Annotated in this window: 21 protein-coding genes; 13 read left to right on the plus strand and 8 right to left on the minus strand. The window is 58.4% G+C overall.

Annotated elements, in window-relative coordinates; genetic code table 11:
- Window positions 1-19: 19 nt before the first annotated feature.
- On the plus strand, window positions 20-700 hold the full coding sequence (locus SJY13_RS05040; RefSeq protein WP_085821638.1) for a response regulator transcription factor: 681 nt from the start codon (window positions 20-22) through the stop codon (window positions 698-700).
- The gene (locus SJY13_RS05045; protein WP_377188455.1) at window positions 693-2,057 is read left to right on the plus strand and encodes a sensor histidine kinase; all 1,365 of its coding nucleotides are present in this window, start codon (window positions 693-695) and stop codon (window positions 2,055-2,057) included. The genes SJY13_RS05040 and SJY13_RS05045 overlap by 8 nt, the downstream gene beginning before the upstream one ends.
- A gap of 2 nt (window positions 2,058-2,059) precedes the next feature.
- On the opposite strand, the gene SJY13_RS05050 is transcribed toward SJY13_RS05045, so the two are convergent.
- The 3 genes from SJY13_RS05050 to SJY13_RS05060 are packed head-to-tail and all read right to left on the minus strand — an operon-like array spanning window position 2,060 to window position 4,799.
- The gene (locus SJY13_RS05050) at window positions 2,060-2,527 is read right to left on the minus strand and encodes a CYTH domain-containing protein (protein WP_377188458.1); all 468 of its coding nucleotides are present in this window, start codon (window positions 2,525-2,527) and stop codon (window positions 2,060-2,062) included.
- Window positions 2,524-3,279, minus strand: coding sequence for a ParA family protein (locus SJY13_RS05055; protein ID WP_377188461.1), 756 nt, complete (start codon window positions 3,277-3,279; stop codon window positions 2,524-2,526). The genes SJY13_RS05050 and SJY13_RS05055 overlap by 4 nt, the downstream gene beginning before the upstream one ends.
- Window positions 3,276-4,799, minus strand: coding sequence for a CHAD domain-containing protein (locus tag SJY13_RS05060; protein WP_377188464.1), 1,524 nt, complete (start codon window positions 4,797-4,799; stop codon window positions 3,276-3,278). Before SJY13_RS05060 ends, SJY13_RS05055 begins: the two co-directional genes overlap by 4 nt.
- Window positions 4,800-5,015: 216 nt before the next feature.
- Here SJY13_RS05060 and SJY13_RS05065 point away from each other — a divergent pair, with 216 nt between their 5' ends.
- Window positions 5,016-5,363: a TfoX/Sxy family protein gene (locus SJY13_RS05065; RefSeq protein WP_377188467.1), complete on the plus strand. Its 348-nt coding sequence runs from the start codon at window positions 5,016-5,018 to the stop codon at window positions 5,361-5,363.
- 52 nt (window positions 5,364-5,415) lie between these two features.
- Here the strand turns inward: SJY13_RS05065 and ndk are convergent, their stop codons facing one another.
- Window positions 5,416-5,838 carry a nucleoside-diphosphate kinase gene (gene ndk, locus SJY13_RS05070; protein ID WP_085821644.1) on the minus strand — a complete coding sequence of 141 codons (423 nt, stop codon included), beginning with the start codon at window positions 5,836-5,838 and terminating at the stop codon, window positions 5,416-5,418.
- Between the two features lie 103 nt (window positions 5,839-5,941).
- Window positions 5,942-7,144, minus strand: coding sequence for a multidrug effflux MFS transporter (locus SJY13_RS05075; RefSeq protein WP_377188471.1), 1,203 nt, complete (start codon window positions 7,142-7,144; stop codon window positions 5,942-5,944).
- 108 nt (window positions 7,145-7,252) lie between these two features.
- Between SJY13_RS05075 and SJY13_RS05080 the strand changes: the two genes are divergently transcribed.
- The 7 genes from SJY13_RS05080 (at window position 7,253) to SJY13_RS05110 (ending at window position 14,191) form a co-directional block, all read left to right on the plus strand.
- Window positions 7,253-9,106, plus strand: coding sequence for an ABC-F family ATP-binding cassette domain-containing protein (locus SJY13_RS05080; RefSeq protein ID WP_377193565.1), 1,854 nt, complete (start codon window positions 7,253-7,255; stop codon window positions 9,104-9,106).
- Window positions 9,103-9,723, plus strand: coding sequence for a MarC family protein (locus tag SJY13_RS05085; protein ID WP_085821647.1), 621 nt, complete (start codon window positions 9,103-9,105; stop codon window positions 9,721-9,723). Before SJY13_RS05080 ends, SJY13_RS05085 begins: the two co-directional genes overlap by 4 nt.
- Before the next feature lie 41 nt (window positions 9,724-9,764).
- On the plus strand, window positions 9,765-10,346 hold the full coding sequence (locus SJY13_RS05090; RefSeq protein WP_377188474.1) for a retropepsin-like aspartic protease family protein: 582 nt from the start codon (window positions 9,765-9,767) through the stop codon (window positions 10,344-10,346).
- Window positions 10,347-10,406: 60 nt separating this feature from the next.
- Entirely contained in the window at window positions 10,407-11,027 is a 621-nt protein-coding gene (locus tag SJY13_RS05095; protein ID WP_377188477.1) for an ImuA family protein, read from the plus strand.
- 65 nt (window positions 11,028-11,092) lie between these two features.
- Window positions 11,093-12,307, plus strand: coding sequence for an MFS transporter (locus SJY13_RS05100; protein ID WP_377188480.1), 1,215 nt, complete (start codon window positions 11,093-11,095; stop codon window positions 12,305-12,307).
- Window positions 12,304-12,900, plus strand: a complete 597-nt coding sequence (locus tag SJY13_RS05105; RefSeq protein ID WP_377188483.1) for a YceI family protein — start codon at window positions 12,304-12,306, stop codon at window positions 12,898-12,900. The genes SJY13_RS05100 and SJY13_RS05105 overlap by 4 nt, the downstream gene beginning before the upstream one ends.
- Window positions 12,901-12,970: 70 nt before the next feature.
- Window positions 12,971-14,191: an MFS transporter gene (locus SJY13_RS05110; RefSeq protein ID WP_377188486.1), complete on the plus strand. Its 1,221-nt coding sequence runs from the start codon at window positions 12,971-12,973 to the stop codon at window positions 14,189-14,191.
- Between the two features lie 33 nt (window positions 14,192-14,224).
- On the opposite strand, the gene SJY13_RS05115 is transcribed toward SJY13_RS05110, so the two are convergent.
- Complete coding sequence (locus tag SJY13_RS05115; protein ID WP_377188489.1) at window positions 14,225-15,889, minus strand: flotillin family protein; 1,665 nt, start codon at window positions 15,887-15,889, stop codon at window positions 14,225-14,227.
- Between the two features lie 25 nt (window positions 15,890-15,914).
- On the minus strand, window positions 15,915-16,631 hold the full coding sequence (locus SJY13_RS05120; RefSeq protein ID WP_377188492.1) for an OB-fold-containig protein: 717 nt from the start codon (window positions 16,629-16,631) through the stop codon (window positions 15,915-15,917).
- Window positions 16,632-16,887: 256 nt separating this feature from the next.
- Between SJY13_RS05120 and metG the strand changes: the two genes are divergently transcribed.
- The 3 genes from metG (at window position 16,888) to SJY13_RS05135 (ending at window position 23,215) form a co-directional block, all read left to right on the plus strand.
- The gene (metG, locus tag SJY13_RS05125; protein ID WP_377188495.1) at window positions 16,888-18,606 is read left to right on the plus strand and encodes a methionine--tRNA ligase; all 1,719 of its coding nucleotides are present in this window, start codon (window positions 16,888-16,890) and stop codon (window positions 18,604-18,606) included.
- A gap of 373 nt (window positions 18,607-18,979) precedes the next feature.
- Window positions 18,980-20,074 (plus strand): efflux RND transporter periplasmic adaptor subunit, encoded by a 1,095-nt coding sequence (locus SJY13_RS05130; RefSeq protein WP_377193567.1) that lies wholly within the window; start codon window positions 18,980-18,982, stop codon window positions 20,072-20,074.
- A 3-nt stretch (window positions 20,075-20,077) separates the two neighbouring features.
- Window positions 20,078-23,215: an efflux RND transporter permease subunit gene (locus SJY13_RS05135; RefSeq protein ID WP_377188497.1), complete on the plus strand. Its 3,138-nt coding sequence runs from the start codon at window positions 20,078-20,080 to the stop codon at window positions 23,213-23,215.
- 56 nt (window positions 23,216-23,271) lie between these two features.
- Here SJY13_RS05135 and glpD read toward each other — a convergent pair whose 3' ends face one another.
- Window positions 23,272-24,846: a glycerol-3-phosphate dehydrogenase gene (gene glpD / locus SJY13_RS05140; protein WP_377188499.1), complete on the minus strand. Its 1,575-nt coding sequence runs from the start codon at window positions 24,844-24,846 to the stop codon at window positions 23,272-23,274.
- Window positions 24,847-24,977: the final 131 nt, after the last annotated feature.

The raw sequence follows: 24,977 nt of genomic DNA on the forward strand, positions 1-24,977 counted from the left end.
ATAGAAAGGAGGTCCGATCATGAGCCGCCGCCTGCTAATCGTAGAAGACGACGAAGATACCCGGGACTTCATCGCCAAAGGATTTGGTGAAGAAGGCTATGTGGTAGAAATGGCCACTGACGGCCGCGAGGGCCTGTATCACGCCACCGATGGCGGATTTGACGCCGTTGTTCTGGATCGGATGTTGCCCGGATTGGACGGCTTGTCTCTGATTAAATCAATGCGTGCGGCGGGGTTGAAAACACCTGTGCTGATGCTGACCGCGATGAGCGCCGTTGACGAGCGGGTCAAGGGACTGCGCGCAGGAGCGGATGATTATCTGGTCAAACCGTTTTCCTTTCAGGAACTGCACGCCCGGATCGAGGCCCTGCTGCGCCGCCCGCAAGAGTCCGAGGAAAGCCCCACGCTGACTTGCAAAGACCTCGAGATGGACCTGCTGACCCGCAAGGTCACCCGCGACGAGCGAGAAATCAGCCTCACCCCTCGCGAATTTCAGATCCTTGAGTTCTTTTTGCGCCGCAAAAACCGCGTGGTGTCACGCACCATGCTGTTGGAGGGCGTGTGGGATTACCATTTCGACCCAAATACCAATGTGGTCGACGTCCATATCTCAAAGCTGCGACGTCAGTTGGACGAAGGCGGAGAGCCACCATTGATTGAAACCGTCCGAGGTGCAGGTTACATGATATCCGATGGATAACTTGCGACTTTCCTTCAACAATTCCCGTACCCGCCTAGTCCTGGCCAGCATGGTCCTGAGCACTTTGTTGACAGCCACGGTTCTGGCATTGGTTTACGTAACCGCAAATCGCAGCATCGAAAGCGAAACCCGGTCGGTCGTGTCGGCCGAACTGACTGGGTTGGCGGACGAATATGAACGTCGTGGGCTGATCGGTCTGATGGCAGCGATCGAACGGCGCATTCCCTCGGCGTCCGAACGGGATGCTTTGTACCTGCTGACGGATCGGTTTGGTGCCAAGCTGGTTGGCAACCTTAAACAATGGCCCGAGGGAATCGCCGCAGGCGGCGGTTGGGTCGATCTTGAATTACGCCGCGCGGATAATGATCAACTGGTGCCCATTTCGGCTGCCTCCATCCGCCTGCCCGGCGGTGAACGTCTGTTGGTGGGGCGCGACGCGTTGGCGCGGCAGCAGTTTGACCGCGTCTTGTTGCGTTCAGTCGGAATTGCCCTGGGTATTGCTCTGGCGCTAAGCGTCCTGACTGGCTGGCTGTTCACCCGGCTTGTTTTCTCGCGCCTGTCCGATATCGCCAGCACTGCCGAAAACATCGTATCGGGCGATCTGTCCCGCCGAATGCCGCTGCGCGGCACTGGCGATGAGTTTGATCAGGTCGCTGGAACGTTGAACACCATGCTGGATCGGATCGAAGAGCTGGTCAGTAATCTGCGCACCACGTCGAACTCTATCGCGCATGATCTGCGCTCTCCCTTGTCTCGGTTGCGGCAACGGGTTGATGCGCTGTCTGATCCGGACAAGTCCGAACAGGATCGCGAAATTGACATCGCTCGGGCATCGGCAGAGATCGACCATGTTCTGCGCGTCCTGGGCCAGCTGACCGAAATCTCGCGCGCCGAGGCTGGCGTCGGGCGCGAACAATTTGAACCCGTCGACCTTCAGGATTTGGTGGCCAATGTAGCTGAATTGTATGAACCCGTGGCCGCCGATCAGGGCATTCAACTGGAAATCACCGGAACAGCCGCGGCGATCCCCGGTCACCGCCCGCTGCTGTCGCAGGCTTTGTCGAACCTGTTGGAAAACGCGATGCGTTACGCCCCGGACGACACGACTATCACGATCAGCCTTACCGAAGACGGCCCGTTCACCTTTCTGAGCGTTCGCGACCGCGGCCCCGGTGTCCCGCAAGAAGACCTGCCACGCTTGCAAATGCCCTTTGTGACGCTTGATCCGGCCCGTACCGAACGCAATTCCGGGCTGGGCCTGGCACTGGTGGCCGCGATTTCCCACATGCATGGCGGTGCATTCGAAGCGCACAATTGCGATCCAGGGCTTAATGCTACGATCAAACTGGCGCGATAGCCCTAAGCTGGCAAACCGTCGATGGCCATCGTCTTGTTTTTATATCGTTTATCCGCGGTTACATCTGTGCCGAACCACTTTGGCGGGGTGTAGGCCTGCGCCTCGGGTTCGGATTGAAACTCCACCTCGACCAGACGCAGCGGGGCCAGATCTCCCACAAACACGTCCAGTTCGAACACACGTCCATCCGGCAATTCCCCGGTATAGCGTTCTTTTTCCACCCGGCGTCCTTCGGTTTCGGGCCAGAAAGTCTCGAACTGCTCGGCCGAAATCTCGGCCTCGCGCTCGACCCGGACCATCGTACCACCGCCTTTCAGCGTCAGATAGTATCGGTCATTCTTCTGGCGCAGACGCAGTTCAGTTAAATCGTCAGGGGCGGTCAGATATCCCTGCCGCACCAAGGCTTTGTCAGTTGGCCCTAAATCCGGCAGGTCAGCAACCAGGAACTTGCGTTCTATTTCGGTGCTCATATGGTTGAAACCTCTCCGTTTTCCAGCTCGTCAAACAGCGCTTGATAGGCAATCGCCGCCACACTGCGCCCGGCATAAACCCCAAGCGGGGCGCGGTTCTGTCCCATCCGCTCGATATCGGCGGCAAATGGGATCTCGGCATTCAGAAACCGCTTGCGATACAGATTTCGCATCCTCTCGATCGTGTCCAGGTGCAGCGTCTTGCGCCGTTGAACCATTGAAAAGAACGCCCGCAGCTTTTTCTTGGGTAGTCCCTGTTTTTCGAAAAACGTTACGAGTTGATCGAATGTTCGTTCAGACAAGGTCGTTGGAATGACCGGCACCACAATCTGGTCGGCTGCTCTGAAGATGTTTTCAGACAGGGTTGAGAAATTCGGCGGACAATCCAGAAGGACCACGTCATAGTCGCTACCTGCTGCCGCAAGTGACTTTTTCAACCGGGATCTTTTGTTTCGCATCTGCGACAAAAACACGTCGAAATCGCGGAAGGTCAGATTGGCCGGCAGTACATCAAACCTGTCAAAGTCACTGGCCCGAATCGAGCCGGTAAAGCGTTCAACATCCTCGAAAAACCGCGCGTCCTTGAGTTTCTTTGACGGTTTGACCCGCAGGTAAAATCCCGACGCCCCTTGCGGGTCGAGATCACACAGCAACACCGTGTACCCTGCCTGCGCATAACAATAGGCCAGATTCACCGAGGTTGCGGTTTTTCCTACACCGCCTTTATTGCTGTAACAGGCAATGATCTTCACGTCTTGACCTCCTTGTGGTGAAACAGGGTGCGGAACAGATGCTGAGTGTCCAGGCTGTCGAAATGCTTGAAACTGGCGATAACGCGGTGCCGTTCGGCCCTTTGCCGTTGATCAAGGATGCTTACCAACCCGCCAGCGGCCAAGGCCAATTGCGCATTCACGCGGCCCTGCGCGTTGCTTTGACGAGACACAAAGCCAAGCAGCGCATCTTGCTGCACCGAGTAATCATTGAACAGGCCCAGGTTATCTTGAAGCTTTTTCAGGGGCTTAATTAGCGCTTTGAATGCCTTCTTGTCGAACAAGGGCGCGAAGAACTCCATCAAGTAACGCAGCTTCTTGCAATCGATGCGCAGGGCGTGAACGGCCTCATCCGGCGTGTCTTCTGTAATCCTGCGCGCCAGTTTGCAGACTTTGCGGTAACGTTTCCAGATCAATGCACACGCATAGTCATAGGCCCCTCGAGCAGCATTGGGACCGGGCTGAATCGCCCCTGCCTCGGAAAACAGCGTTGTCAGTTTACTCATCTGTTGTTCATACGCCGTGCTTCGGAACTGTTTTGTCAGCGCTTGAAACGCACGCGCACGTTCCGCTCCGAACTGGTCGAACATAGCCTCAAGTCCAAGGTGAAGGTTGGATGGCAAAAGATTGAAATACATATCTTTATCCAGAAGATAGACATCCATGTCCCGCACCGGTCCTGTCGGAGCCATGAGATCGGAAAAAACTTGCTTAAACTCTGCAGTCTGGTCGGGGGAAAAAACCCCTTTGAACAGGCTGAGAACCGAGCGGATACGGCGCAGGGACACTCTGTAATCATGCAGGAATTCGGTATCTATGTCGGCGATCACCCCGGCCTCATTCTGCCGTGCCACGTGCAGGTAAGTGCGGATGATATCGGTCGCCACCTGAACCGACGGCTCATCGGTGCCAAGCGCAATATCCGGCTTGGCCTTGTAGGGGGAGATCCCGGGAAGCAAAGCCTGGAAAACGGCTTCCATGCTCTGTTGGCCACTTGACAGGTCCGCAAACGCCGCGCACACGGTCTGAAACGCGCGGTCATACCCGCGCATCGGCTGAACGCGCACCAGAACCACTTGCCCGCCTTGCGTTGACAATGACTGTGCGAAACCCCGAACTTGCGTCTTCTGCAAATCGTCTAAAACCGCAAAGTCATGGCTCTCGAACCAGCCAGAGGTGATGCCCATCAACGCACGCAAGCTGGGAAACCCGGTCAGAGCGGTGCGAACGGGACCTTCGGGCAGGTCCTGCACGAAACGACCTGTTCCGATGCCACTTTGCTCAACCACTGAGCCATCGGAGTTCAGCAACCTCAAGACGTCATCTGTTTGGATCAACAGACGCCCATCTGCCCGGACAGACTGATCATAACAATCCAGCAGATTAAACGCGCGGCGGGGGATGGAGTTCTCAGTCTTCAACGAGAAGCCATTGAGACCTTTTGAGACCTGTGTCAGATCAAACTTGCCAGAGAACACAAAGAACCTGTCGTCGTTCGCCATTACTGGCACCCCACCAGCGGCGGGGAAACAAACATATGCAGGGTCGAGGCGCCGCCGATCATTTCCTGTTTTCCAGATCTTCGGACATCGGTGACCTCGTGACTGCTCGGCACTATGAAAACGTACATCCCGTCGGTAATCAAGGATCGCAAGGCGTTTCGCCTGCACAAAAAACAGGCGGATGACAGCACCGGTGCGCGGGGTTAAAAGGTGGTCATGTCCGATCCTGTTTCATCAATCCGAAATCTTGGCCCAGCCTATGAGCAAGCCTGCGCCAAGGCAGGTATCCGCTCGGCGCAGCAATTGCGCGACATTGGCCCCGATGAGGCCTATACACGTTTGTTGCAGGCAGGCTCACGCCCGCATTTCATCGGCTATTACGTTCTGGTCATGGGTCTACAAGGGCGGCCCTGGAACGACTGCAAAGGCGATGAGAAGAAAGCGTTGCGACAAAGATTTGACGCGATCAAGGCAGGTGTCAATGCGGCACCGGAAACGAAGATGATGTCGGATCTGGATGCCATCGGTGTGCGCGTGACGGCTGACGATCTCAAACCAAAGTAAAAAAGCCGCGCCCGTTTCCGGATGCGGCCTGAATTTTTCGTCTGGCGAGAGTTTAGCCGACCAATTCGATACCCGAGAAGAAATACGCGATCTCAACCGCTGCAGTTTCCGGAGCATCCGAACCGTGGACCGAGTTTTCGCCAACTGATTCAGCAAATTCAGCACGGATGGTGCCGGCGGCCGCGTCTGCGGGGTTTGTTGCGCCCATGACTTCACGGTTCTTGGCAATGGCGCCTTCGCCTTCCAGTACCTGAACAATTACCGGCTCGGACGACATGAATTCGCACAGTTCGTCATAGAACGGGCGCTCGGCATGTACGTCGTAGAACTTGCCAGCTTGCGCCTTGGTCATGTGAATGCGTTTTTGCGCAACGATGCGCAGACCTGCATCTTCGAACTTGGCATTGATCTTGCCAGTCAGGTTGCGGCGGGTTGCATCGGGCTTGATGATCGAGAATGTGCGTTCCAGTGCCATATCGGCCTCTCCTTCGTGTAAGGCGCAGGACATGCGCCGAAATCCATCGCGCGCCGCCTAGCACGGTATGTGCCTTATGAAAAGCACTATGATGGCTGACCGCTCAGATCGCGTCAGGCAGCGGGTCCTGTCGGTCGACCCGACGAACATAAAGCACGGCCAGAAGACCGGCGAAGCTGCTGGCGCACATCATGCCAAGTACCAGAAACGGGCCGTTTTCCGCCGTGACCAATGCGCCTGTCAACGACGTCAGAACAGCGCCCAGGGCCACAATCATCGCGCCGGACAGGCCAGCCGCGCTGCCCGCCAGTTTCGGGCGAACGGACATCACTCCGGCCGACGCGTTGGCATTGGTCAAACCGTTGCCAAAGCCCACAAACACCGCCGCCCCGAAGAAAACCCAAACCGAGCCCTGCTCGCCCGAAAACAACAACAACCCACAGAACGGACCGGCTGAGGCGATGATCCGCCCCGCCAGGATCATGGTGGTCAGCTTCGTATGGGCTGCGATACGTCCGGTGATGAAATTGCCGACCATGAATCCGCCCGTGATGATCCCGATACCAAGGCCCAGCATTGCGGGGCTCAGATCGAACCAAGCAGCGGCAACCAGCGGCGCGCCAGTAATAAAACTGAAAAACCCGCCGATGGAAAACGCCGCGCATAGTGCGTAGCCCCAAAAACGGCGGGCACGAAACAGGTGCGGGTATTCACGCAACTGGGCCGAGAAGGTTGAGGACCGATGTGTATTCGTCTCACCCATATCCGCCCATAACAGGATCAGCATCCCGGCCCCAAACCCGGAATACAGAATAAACCCGGCCCGCCACCCAAGGGCCATGTCCAAGGCCCCGCCCAGCATCGGCCCCAACATCGGCGCCAGTGCCATCGCCATAGCGACATAGCCCAGTTTACTGGCCGCCTCGTTTGGGGGATGCATGTCGCGGATCGCCGCGCTGGACAAAACCGGCCCCGCGACCACCGCCGCCTGCAACAGCCGAAACCCAAGGAAGGCCCAGATCGAATCTGCCAGTACGCAACCGACCGACGCGACGGTAAAGATCGCCATGCAGATCAACAGGATCGGCCTGCGCCCATAACGATCCGACAAGGGCCCCATGATCAATTGCAGCACGGCGGAAATCGCCAGATATCCCGCCACGGACAGGTTCACCAACGCGTAGTCGACCTGAAAATCATCTGCCATCCGCGCCAGCGACGGCAGGAACATATTCAGCGTTAGCACCGAAAGGGCCGTCGCAAAAATCAACGTAGCCAAGGAAGGGGGCGTTTGGGCCGCGCGCATGGGGTAAGAACCGTCTGAAAACCAACTGGATCAGCGCTAACACAACGCTTGGGAATTGAACATGCCAACCCGCTGGCGGCGTCCCGGATGCTCTGCTATGAGCGCCCCATGCTACGGATCGACAACATCACATACGCCGTCGAAGGCCGCCCTCTGTTTGACGGGGCCAGCGCAACGATTCCCGATGGCCACAAGGTTGGCCTTGTGGGGCGAAATGGAACTGGCAAGACCACTTTGTTCCGGTTAATCCGGGGTGAGCTGGCGTTGGAATCGGGCAACATCGCCCTGCCCAAACGCGCTCGCATCGGTGGCGTCGCGCAAGAGGTGCCCTCCTCGGAGGTATCGCTGATCAACACGGTTCTGGCAGCCGACAAGGAACGCAGCGCGCTTATGGCCGAAGCCGACAGCGCCACTGACCCTTCGCGCATAGCCGAGATTCAGACCCGTCTGGTGGATATCGACGCCTGGTCAGCCGAGGCCCGTGCAGCCTCGATCCTCAAAGGTTTGGGGTTCGATGATCAGGACCAGCTGCGCCCCTGTTTGGATTTCTCGGGCGGGTGGCGGATGCGGGTGGCACTGGCGGCGGTGCTGTTTTCGCAGCCCGATCTGCTGCTGTTGGACGAACCGACCAACTATCTGGACCTCGAGGGCGCGCTTTGGCTGGAAAGCTATCTGGCGAAATACCCGCACACGGTGATCATCATCAGCCACGATCGCGGGCTGTTGAACCGCGCGGTCGGCTCGATCCTGCATCTGGAAGACCGCAAGCTGACCTATTACGCAGTACCCTATGACAAGTTCGCCGAACGCCGGGCCGAACGGCTGGCGCAGGCTGAATCCGAAAATGCCCGTTCCAAGGCTCGCATTGCTCATCTGCAGAGCTTTGTAGACCGTTTCCGCTATAAGGCGTCCAAGGCCGTGCAGGCCCAGTCGCGCCTTAAGATGATTGAGCGCATTCAGCTGGTTTCAACCCCGCAAGAGGCCGCCCTGCGCGCGTTCACCTTCCCTGAACCCGAGGAGTTGTCGCCGCCGATCATCCAGATCGAAGGCGGCGTCACCGGTTATGGTCAGACTGAAGTTCTGCGCCGTCTGAACCTGCGCATTGATCAAGACGATCGCATCGCGCTGCTGGGCAAGAATGGTCAGGGCAAATCGACCCTGTCCAAGCTGCTGTCCGACCGCCTGCCGCTGATGGCGGGCAAAATGACCCGCAGCAACAAGCTGCGCATCGGTTATTTCGCCCAGCATCAGGTGGATGAGCTGTATGTGGACGAGACCCCTCTGGACCACCTGCGCCGTCTGCGCCCGACCGAGGCGCCGGGCAAATGGCGGTCGCGTTTGGCCGGGTTCGGGTTGGGGACGGATCAGGTGGAAACCAAGGTGGGCCGCCTCTCGGGCGGTCAAAAAGCACGCCTTTCATTGTTGATCGCCACAATCGATGCGCCGCATATGCTGATCCTCGATGAACCGACTAACCACCTGGACATCGAAAGCCGCGAGGCACTGGTCGAGGCGCTGACAGCGTATTCCGGGGCGGTTGTTCTGGTCAGCCACGACATGCATCTGCTGTCGCTGGTGGCAGATCGTCTGTGGCTGGTTTCGGATGCGACGGTCAAGCCGTTTGACGGTGATCTGGAAGCCTATCGCACCATGCTTCTGGCACGCGACAAACCCGTGAAAGCCAAGCCGCAAACAGCCAAACCCAAACGCTCGTCACGCGACACTATGCAAGCCTTGCGCGCCGATCTCCGCAAATGCGAGGACCGGATCGAAAAGTTGACTGACATGCATGAAAAGCTGTCAGTCAAGTTGGCAGATCCGGCCTTGTACGAGGATGATCGCGTCCGCGATCTGGAATCCTGGAACCGCAAATTTTCTGAGATAGTCGAAGCCATGCAAAAAGCGGAATCTCTTTGGGTGGCCGCAGCAGAGCGGCTTGAACAGGCCGAGGGCACAGCATGATGGATGCGGCCTTTCTGATCACTTCGTTCACAACGCTGTTTGTGGTCATCGACCCGCCGGCGCAGACACCGATTTTTGTGGCCTTAACCCAGGGCATGGACCGTCAGGCGCGCCACGCGATTGCCGTCCGCGCCTGCCTAACCGCGGCCGGCATTCTGGCCATGTTCGCCGCCTTTGGCGAGGCGGTGCTGGGCTTTGTCGGTATCTCGATGGAGGCGTTCCGCGTTGCGGGCGGTGTTCTGCTGTTTTTGACCGCGCTGGACATGCTGTTCGAACGCCGCACCAAGCGGCGTGAAAACAGCGCCGAGGAAGAAGAGCACCCTGACCCCTCGGTGTTTCCGCTGGGAATTCCGCTGATTGCTGGCCCGGGTGCGATTGCCACGATGATCCTGCTGGCTGGTCAACAGCCAGGCTATGATGGTTTGGCCGTGGTGATCGGTATGATGCTGATCGTGGTGGCTATGGTATTTGTGACTTACCTGTCTTCGGGTGCCGTCGCCCGGCTGTTGGGCAAAACCGGGCTGAACGTTCTGACCCGTCTGCTGGGCATGCTGTTGGCCGCCTTGTCTGTTCAGTTCATTCTGGATGGCCTCAAGGCCTTTGGTTTTGCATCGTAAATCCCCATATGACCCTTAGGTTTTCTTGTTGAGGTAACGGTATGGACAGCGACAACATTGGGCGTTTGGTTTATCTCGTTGTTCTCGGCTCGGCCGTGGTGTTGTGGTTTTTCGCGCAAAACCGCCAGTCGATGAACAAAACGCTGCAACAGGCGATGGCCTGGGTGTTTATTTTCGTAGGCGTGATTGCCATTGTCGGGTTGTGGGAAGACATCCGAACCGATTTGGGCTCCACGACGCAGATGACCGTGACCGGTGAGACGATACAGGTGCCCCGCGCGTATGACGGGCACTACTACCTGCCGGTTATTGTGAACGGAGAGCCGATCACTTTTCTCGTCGACACCGGCGCCAGCCAGATTGTGCTAAGCGCACAGGATGCCAGGCGCGTGGGCATTGATCCCGACCAGTTGAATTACCTGGGGCGCGCCGCCACGGCAAACGGAGAGGTCCGAACTGCCCCCGTGCGTCTGGACAGTCTGGAACTGGGGCCGATCACCGACCATAATGTATCAGCCTGGATCAATGAGGGTGAGCTGGACAAGTCGCTGCTGGGTATGGATTACCTGCACCGGTTCTCAAGCATCCAGTTCACGGATGGCCGCCTGATCCTTTCGCGCTAAGAGCGCTGACGGTGGCATTTCCGAATTGAGAACAAAGTAAGAACATGTTATCCTATCAGCATGTCTGCACAGCTTCTTGGCCGTAAACCCGCGCGCGAGGCGCCGGGAATAAACCTTCACCCGCAGCTTACCCTGCAACTGTCCCGCGTGCACGAGGCCTGCGGCCCCGCCCGGCGCAGCTTTGCCATGTGGCTGGCCGGTCAGACACAAGGGCCGGTCTTGTGGATTTCCCCCGCGTGGGAGCCCGGCCAGCTAAACCCCGACGGGATGATGCCCTTTGCCGACCCCGCCCGGTTCCTGTTCGTGCGCCCCACCCGTGCCGAGGACCTGCTGTGGTGCATGGAAGAGGCCTTGCGCAACGGGGCCATCCCGCTGGTGATTGGCGACCTGCCCGGCGCGCCGGGGCTGACGCCGGTGCGGCGGATGCATCTGGCCGCCGAACAGGGCGGCGCGATGGGTCGCGCGCCGCTGGGGCTGTTGCTGACGCCCGGCGATGGCGGTGCACAGGGGGTCGAAACCCGCTGGCACATGGCCGCCGATCATCAGGGCGACACCCGGCGCTGGACCCTGACCCGCCGTCGCGCCCGCGCCTTGCCCCCGGTCAGCTGGCAGGCCAGTCAGACCAAACCGCGGGCCGGGCTGACCCTGACGCGGATCGAAACCGAAGATGTTTTGGTGTGACACCTCACGCGGTTAACAAAACTTGTGACTGGCAAAAGCCCGCCCCCCGCCCTAGCGTTCCCGGTATGAGCCACCCAATACACGACAGTCGCTATTCCTGGCTCCGCCTTCTGATCACGCTTGGCATCGCGATGGTGGCGAATGTGGGGATGTGGGCGGTGATTGTGGTGATGCCTGCGGTCGAGGCGCAATTCGGAGCGAGCCGGGCCGAGGCCTCGTTGCCTTATGTCCTGTCGATGATCGGCTTTGCACTGGGGAATATGTGGCTGGGGCAGATGGTGGACCGGCTGGGCGTGACCAAAGCGTTGATCGGGGCCGCCGTGCTGAGCGCGGTCAGTTACCTGCTGGCGACCATGGCGCCGAACATAATGCTGCTTTCGGCGGCGCATCTTTTACTGGGGTTGGGCACATCAATCGGCTTTGGGCCACTGATCGCCGATATCTCGCACTGGTTTATGCGGCGGCGCGGGATCGCTGTGGCGCTGGTGGCAAGCGGCAATTACCTATCCGGGGCGATCTGGCCCACCCTGCTGTCGGGCATTCTGGCGCGCGACGGGTGGCAACAGGTCTACCTGACCCTCGCGGTGATCACGTTGGTCGTAGTGATCCCGATGTCTTTGTTGCTGCGCCGTCAGGTCCCGGTCGAGGCCCACAGCACTGCCGCTGCCAATGCGCAGCTTAATGCGCGCAGTGTGGGGATTTCTCCACGGGCTTTGCAATACATTCTGGGTCTGGCCGGGATAGGCTGTTGCGTGGCGATGTCGATGCCGCAGGTCCATATCGTGTCCTACTGTGTCGGGCTGGGCTACGGCCCCGCCGTTGGGGCCGAGATGCTGTCGCTGATGCTGCTGGGCGGCGTAGTCAGCCGCGTGATCTCGGGGCTCGTGGCGGACAAGCTGGGTGGGGTCATGACATTGCTGATCGGCTCGGTCCTGCAATGCATCGCGCTGTTTTTGTTCCTGCCCTATAACGGGATGGCCTCGCTTTACGTCGTCAGCCTGCTGTTCGGTCTGGCGCAGGGTGGCATCGTGCCCAGCTATGCGCTGGTCGTGCGGGAATACATGCCCCCGCAAGAGGCAGGGGCGCGGGTCGGTTTCGTCATGATGATGACCATAATGGGGATGGCACTGGGCGGTTGGATGTCAGGTTGGATCTATGACGTCACCGGAAACTACCAACTGGCTTTTATCAACGGCATCCTGTGGAACGGGCTGAACATCGCCATTCTGCTGGTTTTGCTGCACCGCTCACGCCCTCGCCGGCAAGAGGTTCTGGCATGACCCAATTGACGCGGCGCACCCTAATGGCCGGGCTGGTGGCTCTGCCCCTGGCCCATCCGGCGCAAGCGGCCCTGCGGCCCTATGTGCTGGTACCGGAAGGAACATCCGTAGACTTTACTTTCAACCTGTCCGGCATCGCCCAGTCCGGGACCATGCCGATCAAGTCCGCAAATATTCAGATCAACCTCGCTGATCTGACTAACAGCCGGGTAGATGTTGTCCTGAACGTGGCCGAAGCCCGCACCAGATTGCCATTTGCCCGCAACCCTATGCTTGGCAAAGATGTCCTGGATGCCGCGAGTTACCCCACCATCCAGTTTGTCTCGACCCGAGTACAGCTGGGCGATGGTGGGCGGATATCACGTGGGGCCAAGATCATCGGTGATTTGACCCTGCGGGACGTGACCCGTCCGATTACATTGCAAGCCGACCTGTTTCGCCCGCCAGGCAGTGACACCAACAATCTGGACGAATTGTCCATTCGCCTGACCGGCGCGTTGAACCGCCATGACTTCGGCGCCTCGGGTTATGCTGATCTGGTGCAGGATACGGTTGGGTTGGATATACAGGCAGAAATCAAACGGGCCGAATAGACAAAAAACGACGTGACAGAGTCGAATAGTCGCGCGCATCGTACATCAGGTCAGTCAAGTTCAGAGCATCATGCGCACGATCATTTCATTTGCCGCCCTTTTTCTTTCGGTCATTCTGCTGCAGCTCTCGACGGGCGGTGTCGGCCCATTGGATGCCATCTCGGGCCTGACGCTGGATTTCACAACCGAACAAATCGGCCTGCTGGGTTCGGCCCACTTCGTCGGGTTCTTTATCGGCTGCTGGTGGGCTCCGCGCCTGATGGGCAGTGTTGGTCACTCTCGTGCATTTGCAGTTTGCACAGCTTTGGGTGCGATGGGATTGATCGGGCATACGTTGACAGACAATCCCTATGCTTGGGCGGGGTTGCGGATTGCTTCGGGCACCTGTGTTGCCGGAGCCTATACGGTGATTGAAGCCTGGTTGAACGCCAAGGTCACCAACGAATCCCGAGGACGCGCCATGGGCACCTATCGCATCGTCGATATGGGCGGGTCCCTCTGTGCGCAGCTGATCATCGCGGTTCTGCCACCGGCCTCATACGTTTCGTACAACCTTTTGGCCATCCTGTGCTGCGCCGCGCTGCTGCCATTGACACTGACCAGGGCCAGCCAGCCCGAAACGCCCGACGCACCCCGCCTGAAGCCAAAACTGGCATGGAGCAGCTCACCGCTTGCCGTTGCAGGGGTGATCGTGGCGGCCCTCAGCTCGGCCTCATTCCGGATGGTCGGACCGGTCTATGGGCAAGAGGTCGGTCTGGGCGTGGACCAGATCGCGTTCTTTCTAGCCGCGTTCGTGCTGGGTGGCGCGATGGCGCAGTACCCGATGGGTTGGCTTGCAGATAAATATGACCGGCGCTGGGTCCTGATTTGGCTGTCGGCAGCGGCAGTACTCAGTTGTGGGATAACCATGGTCGCCAGTGGAACAGGAACCGTCGGCGTAATGCTGGCCGCAGGGGTGTTCGGGTTCACCACCTTTCCGATCTTTTCTGTCTCATCAGCGCACGCAAATGACTTCGCCACAACCGAGCAACGGGTCGAGCTGTCAGCGGCATTGATGTTCTGGTACGCCTTGGGGGCGATCGCCTCACCCTATATTTCGTCGACATTAATCCAGCAGTTCGGACCCGGAGCTTTGTTTGCCTTTGTGGCACTTGGCCATCTGGGCCTGATCGTATTTGGGCTGGCGCGGATGCGGTCGCGCCCGACACCCGAAGAACGCACGAACTATGTCTACGCACCGCGGACATCGTTCACCATCGGGCGGTTGCTGAAACGATCGCGCGAGGATTAAAGAAAAAGGGCCGGGAAATCCCGGCCCTGTCTTTTATTGCTGTGTCGGAGGCGTTTCTTCCTCGACGATCTGAGCGGATTCGGAAGTCGATTCCAACGCGCCGTTGACGACACCACCGACCCCATTTTCCATCGACAAGCCCAGCTCTTCGCCCAGCTTCTTGAGCGCCGGCATCTGAACGGCCATACCCATGATGGAATCCAGCGCCTGATTGACCACCGGCTTGTCGCCGTTTGACGCGGTGCCACCTGCACCACCCCCGATGCCACCCACCTGATGGATCTTGATCGATTCAATCTTTTCGGCCGGCTTGACCATTTCCGAAATGATCGACGGCATGGTCTCAATCCGCGCCATATCGACCTTCATGCGGATTTGCGCCGCGGACAGAGCGTTGTCGGCCTCGACAATCGCGCGCTTACCTTCGGCTTCGGCCAGCATGTCGTTCTTCTTGGCCTCTGCGCGGATGTTCAGCGCGTCTGCCTCGGCCTGCGCCTCTTCTCGGCGGGCTTCGGCACGGTCAGCGGCGGCCTCCTTCTCGGCCTGCGCAGACAGCCGGATCGCGGTAGCCTGACGCTCGGCCTCACGGGTGGCTTCGATCAGAACGATCTGCTTCTGACGCTCAGCCTCGGACACTTCACGCGCAGTTACGACGGCCTCGGTGGCTTTGGTCGCCTCGGCCCGGGCCAAGTCGGCCGATGCACGCGCGCGGCTTTCCTCCTCGGATTTCTGCGCGATGATGATCTGGCGCTCTTGTTCTGCCACTTCTAGCTCACGCTCTTTCGAAATCTCCGCGTCGCGGATCTTGCGCTCGCGCTCAATTTCGGCGGCGCGGATGGCTTCTTCACGCGCGATACGTGCACGCTCGGTTTCACGCACTGAGTCCTCGGTCCGCGCGGCGATCTCGGCCTCTTGCGCCACACGCAAGGTTTCCACTTTTTGCGTCTGTTCAATGCGTGCCTGAGCTTCGTCCTGCTCGATCAGCAGTTTCTGAAGTTGGGCCTCCATTGCAGCCCGACGCACTTCAACTTCTGCCTCGGCATCTATCTGCGCGCGTTCTTTCTTGGACACCGCGATCACTTCGGCCAGCTTGCGCATACCCACGGCGTTAAACGCATTGTTTTCGTCCAAAGCCTCAAACGGTGTCTGGTCCAGCGCGGTCAGCGACACCGATTCCAGCGACAGGCCGTTTTTCAGCAGGTCCTCGGACACGGCATTCTGCACCTCTTGCACAAAATCGGCGCGGTTTTCATGCAAACCGTCCATGGTCATCTGGGCGGCCACGGCGCGCAGACCGTCGATCAGCTTGCCTTCGATCATCTCACGCAGTTGCTCGACATCAAAGGTGCGATCACCCAGCGTTTGCGCCGCACGTGCGATGCCCTCGTCCGTGGCCATGACCGAGACGTAGAATTCCACGCCAACGTCCACACGCATACGGTCTTTGGTGATTAGGGCAGCCTCGTCACTGCGCTGCACTTCAAGGCGCAGGGTCTTCATGTTGACAGGGCTTACCTCGTGCAACAGGGGCACAATGATGACACCACCATCCATGATGATTTTCTTGCCGCCTGCGCCGGTCTTCACCAGGCTGACCTCTCGGGTCGCGCGGCGGTATAGACGGCCAAGCACAAGGCCGATGAACACAATTACCGCTAAAATGGTCACAACTGCAGTGATCAGGAATGTAAGTTCCATGCAAATTCCTCCGAATTGGGGTTGGTTAGTTTGACAGGCCGACCAGAACGAACCGGTCGCGTCGTCGGTCGCGCAGCACCAGCACATCTGTGCCCTGATTCAGCGCATCCTTGTCCTGCAGCGGTTCCGCGCGCAGGTAATGGGTATTGCCAAAGCGATCCATGACCCGAACCTCGGCCGGGCGACCGCGTGAGGCCGTGCCTTGGGTGATTACACCCCGGCGGCGAGCCAGCATCCGTTCGGAAATCGCCTCGGTTTCGGTCTTGGGCAACAGGCGGGCAAAGACACTGCCAAAGCCACGGGCAAACCACAGGCCAAAGGCACCGGCGGGGATTGCAGCCATCCAGGGCGGCAGGTCAAAGCCCAGCAGATCGCGCAGCGCCATTTGCAAGCCCACACCCGACAGGCCGAACCCCGCAAGCAGCACCACCAGCCAGATCATGAAAGGGATTTTGCCAATCCCCAGCCACGCCAATGGCCCCGCCGCAGCCGCGTCAGGCACGTCGCTTTCAACTTCGGCCAGCTCAAAATCGCCCAGATCGACATCTGCGTCGATGTCCAGACCTAAATCACCAATGTCCAGATCGGGGGCATCCATCACATCCAGATCAACCTCACCCTCGCCAGCCAAAAGGCTGCCTCCCAGGACCAAAGCGATCAGTTCCAGCGCCAAGAGGCCGAACAGAAGCGCAAGCGCCAGGGTAAAAGGTGCAAATGCACCCTCGAGTAAGAAGTCGAACATCAAATAGTGGCCCTCGCTTTAGTATACATTGGTATACATTCAATATGGGAAGTCGTCCCAAATATTCAAGTAGTTGTGATCCAAAAATACAACCCAAGGGTATTGCAGCGCAGAAGACGCCTGCAATCCACGACCCTGCGTCGCGACACGTTTTGGGTCTTTGCGTGTCTAAAATGACATCCCGATAAAAGCCGGGCTTTTGCTGGCCGGTGACATAAGGTAGATGGGCGCGCAGACAGATACGTGGAAACGCAAAATGGCTCGGATTCTCATCACCTCGGCGATCCCCTATATCAACGGGATCAAGCACCTCGGCAATCTGATCGGCTCGCAATTGCCTGCTGATCTGTACGCACGTTACCAGCGTGGCCGGGGGAATGAGGTCATGTTCCTGTGTGCCACTGACGAACACGGCACCCCGGCCGAGCTTGCGGCGGCCAAGGCGGGCAAACCCGTCGCTGAATACTGCACCGAAATGCACGGCGTGCAGGCGGATATCGCAAAACGCTTTGGCCTGAGCTTTGATCATTTTGGCCGCTCGTCCAGCGACCAGAACAAAGCCCTGACGCAGCACTTTGCCGGCAGGCTGGACGAGGCGGACTTGATCCGAGAAGTCAGCGAGAAGCAGGTCTATTCCCACGCCGATGGCCGCTTTCTGCCGGACCGCTATATCGAAGGGACTTGCCCCAATTGCGGATATGACCGCGCTCGCGGCGATCAATGCGAAAACTGTACCAAACAGCTGGACCCAACCGACCTGATCGAGCCGCGCTCGGCCATTTCGGGCTCAACAGATTTGGAAGTGCGCGAGACCAAGCACCTGTATCTGCGCCAGTCTTCGATGAAGGATCAGTTGGACGCCTGGATCGACAGCAAAACTGATTGGCCGATCCTAACCACATCAATTGCTAAAAAGTGGCTGCATGACGGTGACGGGCTGCAGGATCGCGGCATCACCCGTGATCTGGATTGGGGTGTGCCGGTCAAGAAAGGCGATCAGGACTGGCCGGGCATGGAGGGCAAGGTCTTTTACGTCTGGTTCGACGCGCCGATTGAATACATCGCCTGCGCCAAGGAATGGGCCGACGCCTCCGGCAAGCCCGATACCGAGTGGGAACGCTGGTGGCGCACCGACAAAGGTGCCGAAGACGTGCGCTATGTGCAGTTCATGGGCAAGGACAACGTACCGTTCCATACACTCAGCTTCCCAGCGACCATTCTGGGCTCGGGTGAGCCGTGGAAGATGGTCGACCACCTGAAATCGTTTAACTACCTGAACTATGATGGCGGCCAGTTCTCGACCTCTCAGGGGCGCGGCGTGTTCATGGATCAGGCGCTGGACATCCTGCCCGCTGACTACTGGCGGTGGTGGCTTCTGAGCCACGCGCCCGAAAGCAGTGACAGCGAATTCACGTGGGAGAACTTCCAGCAATCGGTGAACAAGGACCTGGCTGATGTTCTGGGCAACTTTGTCAGCCGGATCACCAAGTTCTGTCGTTCGAAATTCTCTGAGGCCGTACCTCAAGGCGGCACCTATGGCGAACGCGAACAGGCACTGATCGACGAATTGACCAAACGCGTCCGCGCCTATGAAGGCCACATGGAGGCGATGGAAGTCCGTAAATCCGCTCAGGAACTGCGGGCGATCTGGGTTGCGGGCAACGAATACCTGCAAGCCGCAGCACCGTGGTCGGTATTCAAGGAAGACCCCGAACAGGCGGCGGCTCAGGTACGTCTGGGCCTGAACCTGATCAGGCTTTATGCAGTGCTCAGTGCGCCGTTCATCCCGGAAACCTCGGCCCGGATGCTGAGCGCTATGAACACGCTGGACACCAGCTGGCCCGAGGACGTCGCCGCTGCGCTGGGCGCCCTGCCCTCTGGTCATGAATTTTCAGTGCCAGAGGTTCTGTTCGCCAAGATCACCGATGACCAGCGTGAGGATTGGCAGACGCGGTTCGCGGGCACACGCGACTGACACACCGCTTTACAGTCGAAATTCGGGGGGCAGTTTGCCCCCCTTTTTTGTAGCACCATCCGGTTGAATCTCAATCGCCGTCTGGTTCCAATTCGCACACTCATGTTGCGCGGATACGTGGATAAACCTGCGCGATGTCAGAATAATTTCAGCCTTCGTATTCAGGCCTACAGTGTAAACAAGGTTGAGAAACACGTCTAAACCCGCCATCCTGATCCAAAGTTCCGGCGACTCGGGTCTCGATCGGTGGTCTGGGCCGGGTAAAATTTACTTCAACGAGGCAATTTCTATGTCCCTTGCATCGACGTTTTCCTGCTTCCGTCACAGCCCCTCGGTCACCCGGTTTCTTTGGCCCGCTGCCGCAGCAATCTGCATGGGACTGACACAAACCGCCTCAGCCCAGGACCAAAGCGACGCGCCGCCGCCAAAAGTTTCCATCGCTGCCGCCTATTCGCAGGAAATCACCGAAGAGGCCGTATTCATCGGACGGGCCGAAGCGCTGGACAAGGTCGATATCGTGGCCCGCGTTAGCGGTTTCCTGGAAACCCAGAACGTTGAAGACGGTGCGTTGGTAAAAGAAGGCGACGTGCTGTTCACCATCGAACCTGACCTATATCAGGCGACGCTAGAGGCGAGAAACGCCGATCTGGACCGGGCCGAAGCCAATTTGGAACTGGCCAAGGTTGATCTGGCCCGAAAGGAAGAGCTCTATAAACGCGACGCCACGCCAGAATCTGAGCGTGATATCGCGCGCGCCAACGAACTGGTGGCCGAAGCTGAGGTCAAGGCCGCCAAAGCAGCGATCCAGCAGGCCGAACTGGACCTTAGCTATACTGAAATCCACGCCCCTTTCACGGGTCGTATCGGGCGGGTCGCAATCAGTGTCGGGGATATTGTCGGTCCAACCAACCCTCCGCTGGTCAATATCGTCAGCGAGGCACCGATCTACGTCAATTTTTCCCTGAACGAGAAACAGTTTACGACCGTTCTTGAAACCATTGGCGAAAGCGCCTCGTCGCTGTCCGAAAGCGACAAGAGCCCGGTTGTTCGCGTGACATTGCCTAACGGAACAGAACTGGACGAGTCCGGGACCATCGTCTTTGTCGACAACCGGATTGATCCCCTGACTGGTGCCATCACAATGCGCGCCGAGTTCGATAACACAGACCGACTGATCATCGACGGGGCGTTTCTGAACGTGCGCATCGAAGCGCTGGAGCCGACGCTAGAGGTGCTTATCCCTCAGGCCGCGCTTCAGCGGGATCAACGGGGCGAGTTCGTCCTGGTAGTTAACGACCAGCAAATGGTCGAACAGCGCTACATCACCACCGGAGATACCGTAGATACTGCCATCATCGTCAAAGATGGCCTGCGCGAAGGCGAAAGTGTCATCGTCGAGGGCCTGCAACGCGTGCGCCCGGGTGTTGCCGTAGATGCGGTCGTCGCATCTGAACAGCCGGGAGAATAACTGATGTTCTCCGCCCTGTTCATTAGCCGGCCCAAGCTGGCGCTTGTCATTTCGCTGGTCCTGACCATCATGGGCGGCATCGGCTACCTAGTTCTGCCAGTGGCCCAATTCCCGGATATCACACCGCCGGTTGTAAGCGTCACGGCCACCTATACCGGCGCCAATGCCGAGACGGTGGAAAACACCGTCGCCGCGCCCATTGAAGCGCAGGTAAACGGTGTGGACGATATGATCTATATGACGTCAACGTCGTCAGATAACGGTTCATATTCACTGAACATTACATTCGAGGTCGGCACTGATCCTGATATTGCCTCGGTCAACGTGCAAAACCGTGTGGCTCAGGCCATGTCGTCACTGCCCGCCGAAGTGACATCGTCCGGCGTGGTCACGCAAAAAGCGTCAACCAACATGCTGCTGCTGGTGACGCTGACCTCACCTGAAGGCACGTATGACAGCGTGTTTCTGTCCAACTACGCGTCAATCAACCTGAAAGACGCGCTGGCCCGGGTTCAGGGTGTTGGTAAAGCCGAAGTTCTGACCAATCTGGAATACGCCATGCGGATCTGGATGGACCCGGATCAGATGGCGGCTTTGTCCATCACGCCCGGTGACGTCATCAGCGCGATCCAAGAGCAGAACATCGAAGTTTCCGCCGGCTCTATCGGTTCGCCACCTGTGCCAGAGGGGCAGACGTTTCAATATACTATCAAGACCAAAGGCCGTCTGACCTCGGCCGCCGAATTTGGCGACATCGTCATCCGAACCGGTGACGCGGGATCAATCGTACGGGTCAAGGATATCGCGCGCGTTGAACTGGGCGCAGAGTTCTATTCCGCATCGGGCTATTTCCAAGCCGTTCCGGCAACGGTTCTGGGCATCTATCAGGCCCCCGGAGCGAACGCGCTGGCCGTGTCCGAACGGGTTCAGGCAGAGCTGGACCGCCTGTCCCGTTCCTTCCCGACGGATGTCGAATTCCAGGTACCATTCAACACCACCGACTTTGTCGAGCAATCCCTGAATGACGTGGTCACAACCCTGATGCTAACCTTCATTTTGGTGATCTCGGTTGTGTTTGTCTTTCTGGGCAGCTGGCGAGCCACGATCATTCCTGCCGTTGCGATCCCAGTATCTCTGATCGGAACGTTTGCCTTTTTGCTGGCGTTTGGGATGTCCCTGAACACGATCTCATTGTTCGCGCTTGTGCTGGCTATCGGGATCGTGGTGGACGACGCCATTGTTGTTGTTGAAAACGTTGAACGCATCATCGCGGACGAAGGCCTTCCCCCAGCCGAGGCGACTCGCAAAGCGATGGGACAAATCACCGGCCCCGTCATCGCAACCACACTGGTTCTGCTGGCGGTGTTCGTGCCGGTAACCTTCATGCCCGGCATTTCCGGGCGATTATATTCGCAGTTCGCTGTTACCATCTCAACCGCTGTGGTGATCTCGTCGATCAACGCGCTGACCTTGTCACCCGCCCTGTGTGGGCTGGTGCTGCGCGCGCGCTCTGGCCCTCCCAAAGGGGTGCTGGCCATGTTCGAAAACCTCATCGGAACAGTGCGCAGCGGGTATGTCGCGATCGTGCGCAAGATGCTGATCCTGCCGGTGGTTGCACTGGGGATAATCGTGGCCCTCGCCATGGGAACCGGCACGATCATGTCCAATACGTCCAGCGGGTTTATTCCGCTTGAGGATAACGGATACCTGTTCGTTGACATTCAACTGCCCGATGCCGCAACCCTAGAACGGACAGAAACGGTTTCCGCACGGGTTGATGATCAAATACGAGAGATTCCGGGCGTGGCCAGCACGGTTCTGGTCAATGGGTTTTCTATTCTCAACGGCACGACCACCAACGGCGCTACGGTTTTTGTGAACCTGGAAAACTGGGATGACCGCCAGGAAGAGGATCTGAGCGCGAATGCCATTCTGGCCAAGGTCCTGGCCATCGCCAATGGTGAATCCGCGGCCTCGATCGTGGCTTTCAACCCGCCGCCCATTCAGGGTCTCGGCCTGTCTGCCGGGGTTGAAATGGAGGTTCAGCAAACCGGAGGCGGTACGCCACAGGATCTGGCCTCGGCCGTGGGATCGTTTGTCTATGCAGCGAACCAGCGGCCCGAGATCGGTCAGGCCTATACCACCTTCCGCGCCAACGTCCCACAGCTGTTTGTCGATCTGGATCGGGAAAAGGCCAAGACGCTGCAAGTGTCCGTGGCCGAGATTTTCCAAACCATGCAGGCGCAGCTGGGCTCGTATTACGTAAACGACTTCAACCTGTTCGGTCGGGTCTACCGCGTGATGATCCAGGCCGACGGCACTTATCGCGACAACGTCGAAGACATCTCGAACCTCTATGTGCGGTCTACGCAGGGCGATATGGTGCCGCTGGGAACGCTGATCGATGTCGAAAACGTGCTGGGTCCGGTTTTGCTAAAACGGCACAACCTGTTCCGGTCGGCGACCGTGACCGCTGTGCCTGCGCCGGGCCTGTCCAGCGGAGACGCGATCAATGTCATGACCGAAGAGTCCGCAAACGCCCTGCCCCCGGGCTATGCGTTTGAATGGACCGGCACAGCACAGCAGCAGCTGGCCTCGGGCAGCCTGGTGGTTGTGATCCTTGGGTTGGCAATTCTGTTCGGCTACTTGTTCCTTGTTGGGCAATACGAAAGCTGGTCACTGCCGGTTTCCATCCTGCTTTCGGTGGTTGTTGCCCTGTTCGGGGCGGTGGCCGCCGTGGCCATCGTGGGTAGTGATATCAATCTGTATACGCAGATCGGGATGATCATGCTTGTGGGGCTGGCCTCGAAAAACGGCATTCTGATTGTTGAATTTGCGATGGAGCAAAGGGCCAATGGACTGTCGATCAAAGATGCCGCTGCCGAGGCCGCGTTTCAGCGGTTCCGCGCTGTGATGATGACCGCCCTGTCCTTCTTGCTGGGCGTTGTGCCGCTGTTGGCCGCGAATGGCGCGGGCGCGGCCAGTCAGAAAGCCATTGGTGTGGCCGTCTTTGGCGGGATGCTGGCAGCCACACTGGTTGGCGTCATTCTGGTGCCAGTGCTCTATGCGCTGATGCAAAGTCTTAGAGAGTGGATCAAGGGAACAAAAAACGATCCTGGACCTACCGAAGAACCCGTCTGAATCAAAAAGCCCCGCCTCAATGGCGGGGCTTTGTTTTTACCCGGTCAAGCTGCTGCCTAAGATCGACGCTGATCCATCCACTCGTCAATGTGGGCGATCTGTTCGGCGCTCAGCTTCAGTCCCAGTTTGTTACGGCGCCAGACGACATCCTCGGCCTTGCGCGCATACTCCTTGTCCATCAGCCATTCTAGCTCCCGCGCAGTTAGAGACGCGCCAAAGTTCTCACCCAACGCCTTGTCAGAATTCGCATCGCCCAGAATAACGCGCGCTTCGGTACCATAGGCGCGGACAAGCCTTTCGGCCCAGGCACGATCCAAGAAGGCATAGTCAGCCTCCAATCCCGCCACCAGATCCTGCACACCATCGACCGGAAAATCACCGCCGGGTAAAGCAACGCCAGCCGTCCACGGGCCGTGAAGGTCAGGGAAGTGATTGGCAACTTTCTCAAGCGCGTGTTCTGCAAGCCGGCGGTATGTGGTGATCTTGCCGCCAAAGACGTTCAGCACCGGTGCCCCGCCGGTAGAATCTACTTTCAACGTGTAATCCCGGGTCGCGGCTGTCGCGCTGCTGGCTCCGTCATCGTACAGAGGGCGCACACCGGAATAGGTCCAGACGATCTGGTCCCGCGTCACGGGCTTTTTGAAATACTTCGACGCAAAGGCGCACAGATAATCCTGCTCGGCCTCTGTACAGATCGGGGGTTCGGACGGGTCGGCGTGTTCCTGATCCGTTGTGCCGATCAGGGTGTAATCGCGCTCGTACGGGATGGCAAAGATGATGCGCCCGTCTTCACCCTGAAAGAAATAGCATTTTTCATGATCGAACAGCCGGGGGGTCACGATATGACTGCCCCGCACCAACCGCACGCCCTCGCGTGAGTTCACATGGATTTTGGTCTGGATGATATCGCCCACCCAGGGACCGCCCGCATTGATCAGCATCTTTGACCACACAACCCGGGTTTCGTCGGACTCTCGGTCACGGATCGTGATCTCCCACAACCCTTCAATACGCTTGGCGGACAGCACTTCGGTCTGCACCAGAATATTGGCCCCGCGCGCCTCGGCGTCACGGGCATTGAGAACGACCAGACGGGAGTCTTCAACCCAACAGTCGGAGTATTCATAGGCCGTCTGAAACTTGTCCTGCAGAGGCGTACCTTCGGGTGAGGATGCAAGGTTCAACGACGACGTTCCCGGCAGGATTTTGCGGCCGCCCAGGTTGTCGTACAGAAACAACCCCAGACGGATAAGCCACGCAGGCCGACGACCGCGCATCCACGGCATGAAGAAGCTTAGCAAACGCGACGTCGGCGTTTCGGAATCGAAACGCATATCTTTGTGATACGGCAGCACAAAGCGCATGGGCCAGCTGATATGGGGCATTGCACGCAACAACGTCTCGCGCTCGATCAGCGCTTCGCGGACAAGGCGGAATTCGAAATATTCAAGATAGCGTAGGCCGCCGTGAAACAGTTTGGTCGAGGAAGAGGACGTTGCCGATGCAAGGTCATGCATTTCAGCCAGCGTGACAGTCAAACCACGCCCCGCTGCGTCACGTGCGATACCGCATCCGTTGATTCCACCGCCTATGATGAACAGGTCTGTGACCTGCGTGTTCTTCTGGTCCATATCCCAGTGATTCCCCGTTGTGGAAAACGCGCGCTCATTAACCGCGCGGCCCCTCGTTTCGTCAATGTCTCTTTTCGTTTTTTTTCGCTTTTTGCATCCGAGGAACACATTTGTTATGACTATTTTGCTGA

It is taken from the genome of Ruegeria meonggei (assembly GCF_042768335.1).
GTDB classification, from domain to species: Bacteria; Pseudomonadota; Alphaproteobacteria; order Rhodobacterales; family Rhodobacteraceae; genus Ruegeria; species Ruegeria meonggei.

What these genes read in the sequence shown, in the direction of transcription:
- SJY13_RS05040 (WP_085821638.1), top strand. Translation starts at nt 20, where the DNA reads ATGAGCCGCCGCCTGCTAATCGTAGAAGACGACGAAGATACCCGGGAC.
- SJY13_RS05060 (WP_377188464.1), bottom strand. Translation starts at nt 4,799, where the DNA reads ATGGCGAACGACGACAGGTTCTTTGTGTTCTCTGGCAAGTTTGATCTG.
- SJY13_RS05105 (WP_377188483.1), top strand. Translation starts at nt 12,304, where the DNA reads ATGACCCAATTGACGCGGCGCACCCTAATGGCCGGGCTGGTGGCTCTG.
- SJY13_RS05045 (WP_377188455.1), top strand. Translation starts at nt 693, where the DNA reads ATGGATAACTTGCGACTTTCCTTCAACAATTCCCGTACCCGCCTAGTC.
- SJY13_RS05115 (WP_377188489.1), bottom strand. Translation starts at nt 15,889, where the DNA reads ATGGAACTTACATTCCTGATCACTGCAGTTGTGACCATTTTAGCGGTA.
- ndk (WP_085821644.1), bottom strand. Translation starts at nt 5,838, where the DNA reads ATGGCACTGGAACGCACATTCTCGATCATCAAGCCCGATGCAACCCGC.
- SJY13_RS05080 (WP_377193565.1), top strand. Translation starts at nt 7,253, where the DNA reads ATGCTACGGATCGACAACATCACATACGCCGTCGAAGGCCGCCCTCTG.
- SJY13_RS05085 (WP_085821647.1), top strand. Translation starts at nt 9,103, where the DNA reads ATGATGGATGCGGCCTTTCTGATCACTTCGTTCACAACGCTGTTTGTG.
- SJY13_RS05075 (WP_377188471.1), bottom strand. Translation starts at nt 7,144, where the DNA reads ATGCGCGCGGCCCAAACGCCCCCTTCCTTGGCTACGTTGATTTTTGCG.
- metG (WP_377188495.1), top strand. Translation starts at nt 16,888, where the DNA reads ATGGCTCGGATTCTCATCACCTCGGCGATCCCCTATATCAACGGGATC.
- SJY13_RS05065 (WP_377188467.1), top strand. Translation starts at nt 5,016, where the DNA reads ATGTCCGATCCTGTTTCATCAATCCGAAATCTTGGCCCAGCCTATGAG.
- SJY13_RS05090 (WP_377188474.1), top strand. Translation starts at nt 9,765, where the DNA reads ATGGACAGCGACAACATTGGGCGTTTGGTTTATCTCGTTGTTCTCGGC.
- SJY13_RS05110 (WP_377188486.1), top strand. Translation starts at nt 12,971, where the DNA reads ATGCGCACGATCATTTCATTTGCCGCCCTTTTTCTTTCGGTCATTCTG.
- SJY13_RS05100 (WP_377188480.1), top strand. Translation starts at nt 11,093, where the DNA reads ATGAGCCACCCAATACACGACAGTCGCTATTCCTGGCTCCGCCTTCTG.
- SJY13_RS05095 (WP_377188477.1), top strand. Translation starts at nt 10,407, where the DNA reads ATGTCTGCACAGCTTCTTGGCCGTAAACCCGCGCGCGAGGCGCCGGGA.
- SJY13_RS05135 (WP_377188497.1), top strand. Translation starts at nt 20,078, where the DNA reads ATGTTCTCCGCCCTGTTCATTAGCCGGCCCAAGCTGGCGCTTGTCATT.
- glpD (WP_377188499.1), bottom strand. Translation starts at nt 24,846, where the DNA reads ATGGACCAGAAGAACACGCAGGTCACAGACCTGTTCATCATAGGCGGT.
- SJY13_RS05050 (WP_377188458.1), bottom strand. Translation starts at nt 2,527, where the DNA reads ATGAGCACCGAAATAGAACGCAAGTTCCTGGTTGCTGACCTGCCGGAT.
- SJY13_RS05120 (WP_377188492.1), bottom strand. Translation starts at nt 16,631, where the DNA reads ATGTTCGACTTCTTACTCGAGGGTGCATTTGCACCTTTTACCCTGGCG.
- SJY13_RS05130 (WP_377193567.1), top strand. Translation starts at nt 18,980, where the DNA reads ATGGGACTGACACAAACCGCCTCAGCCCAGGACCAAAGCGACGCGCCG.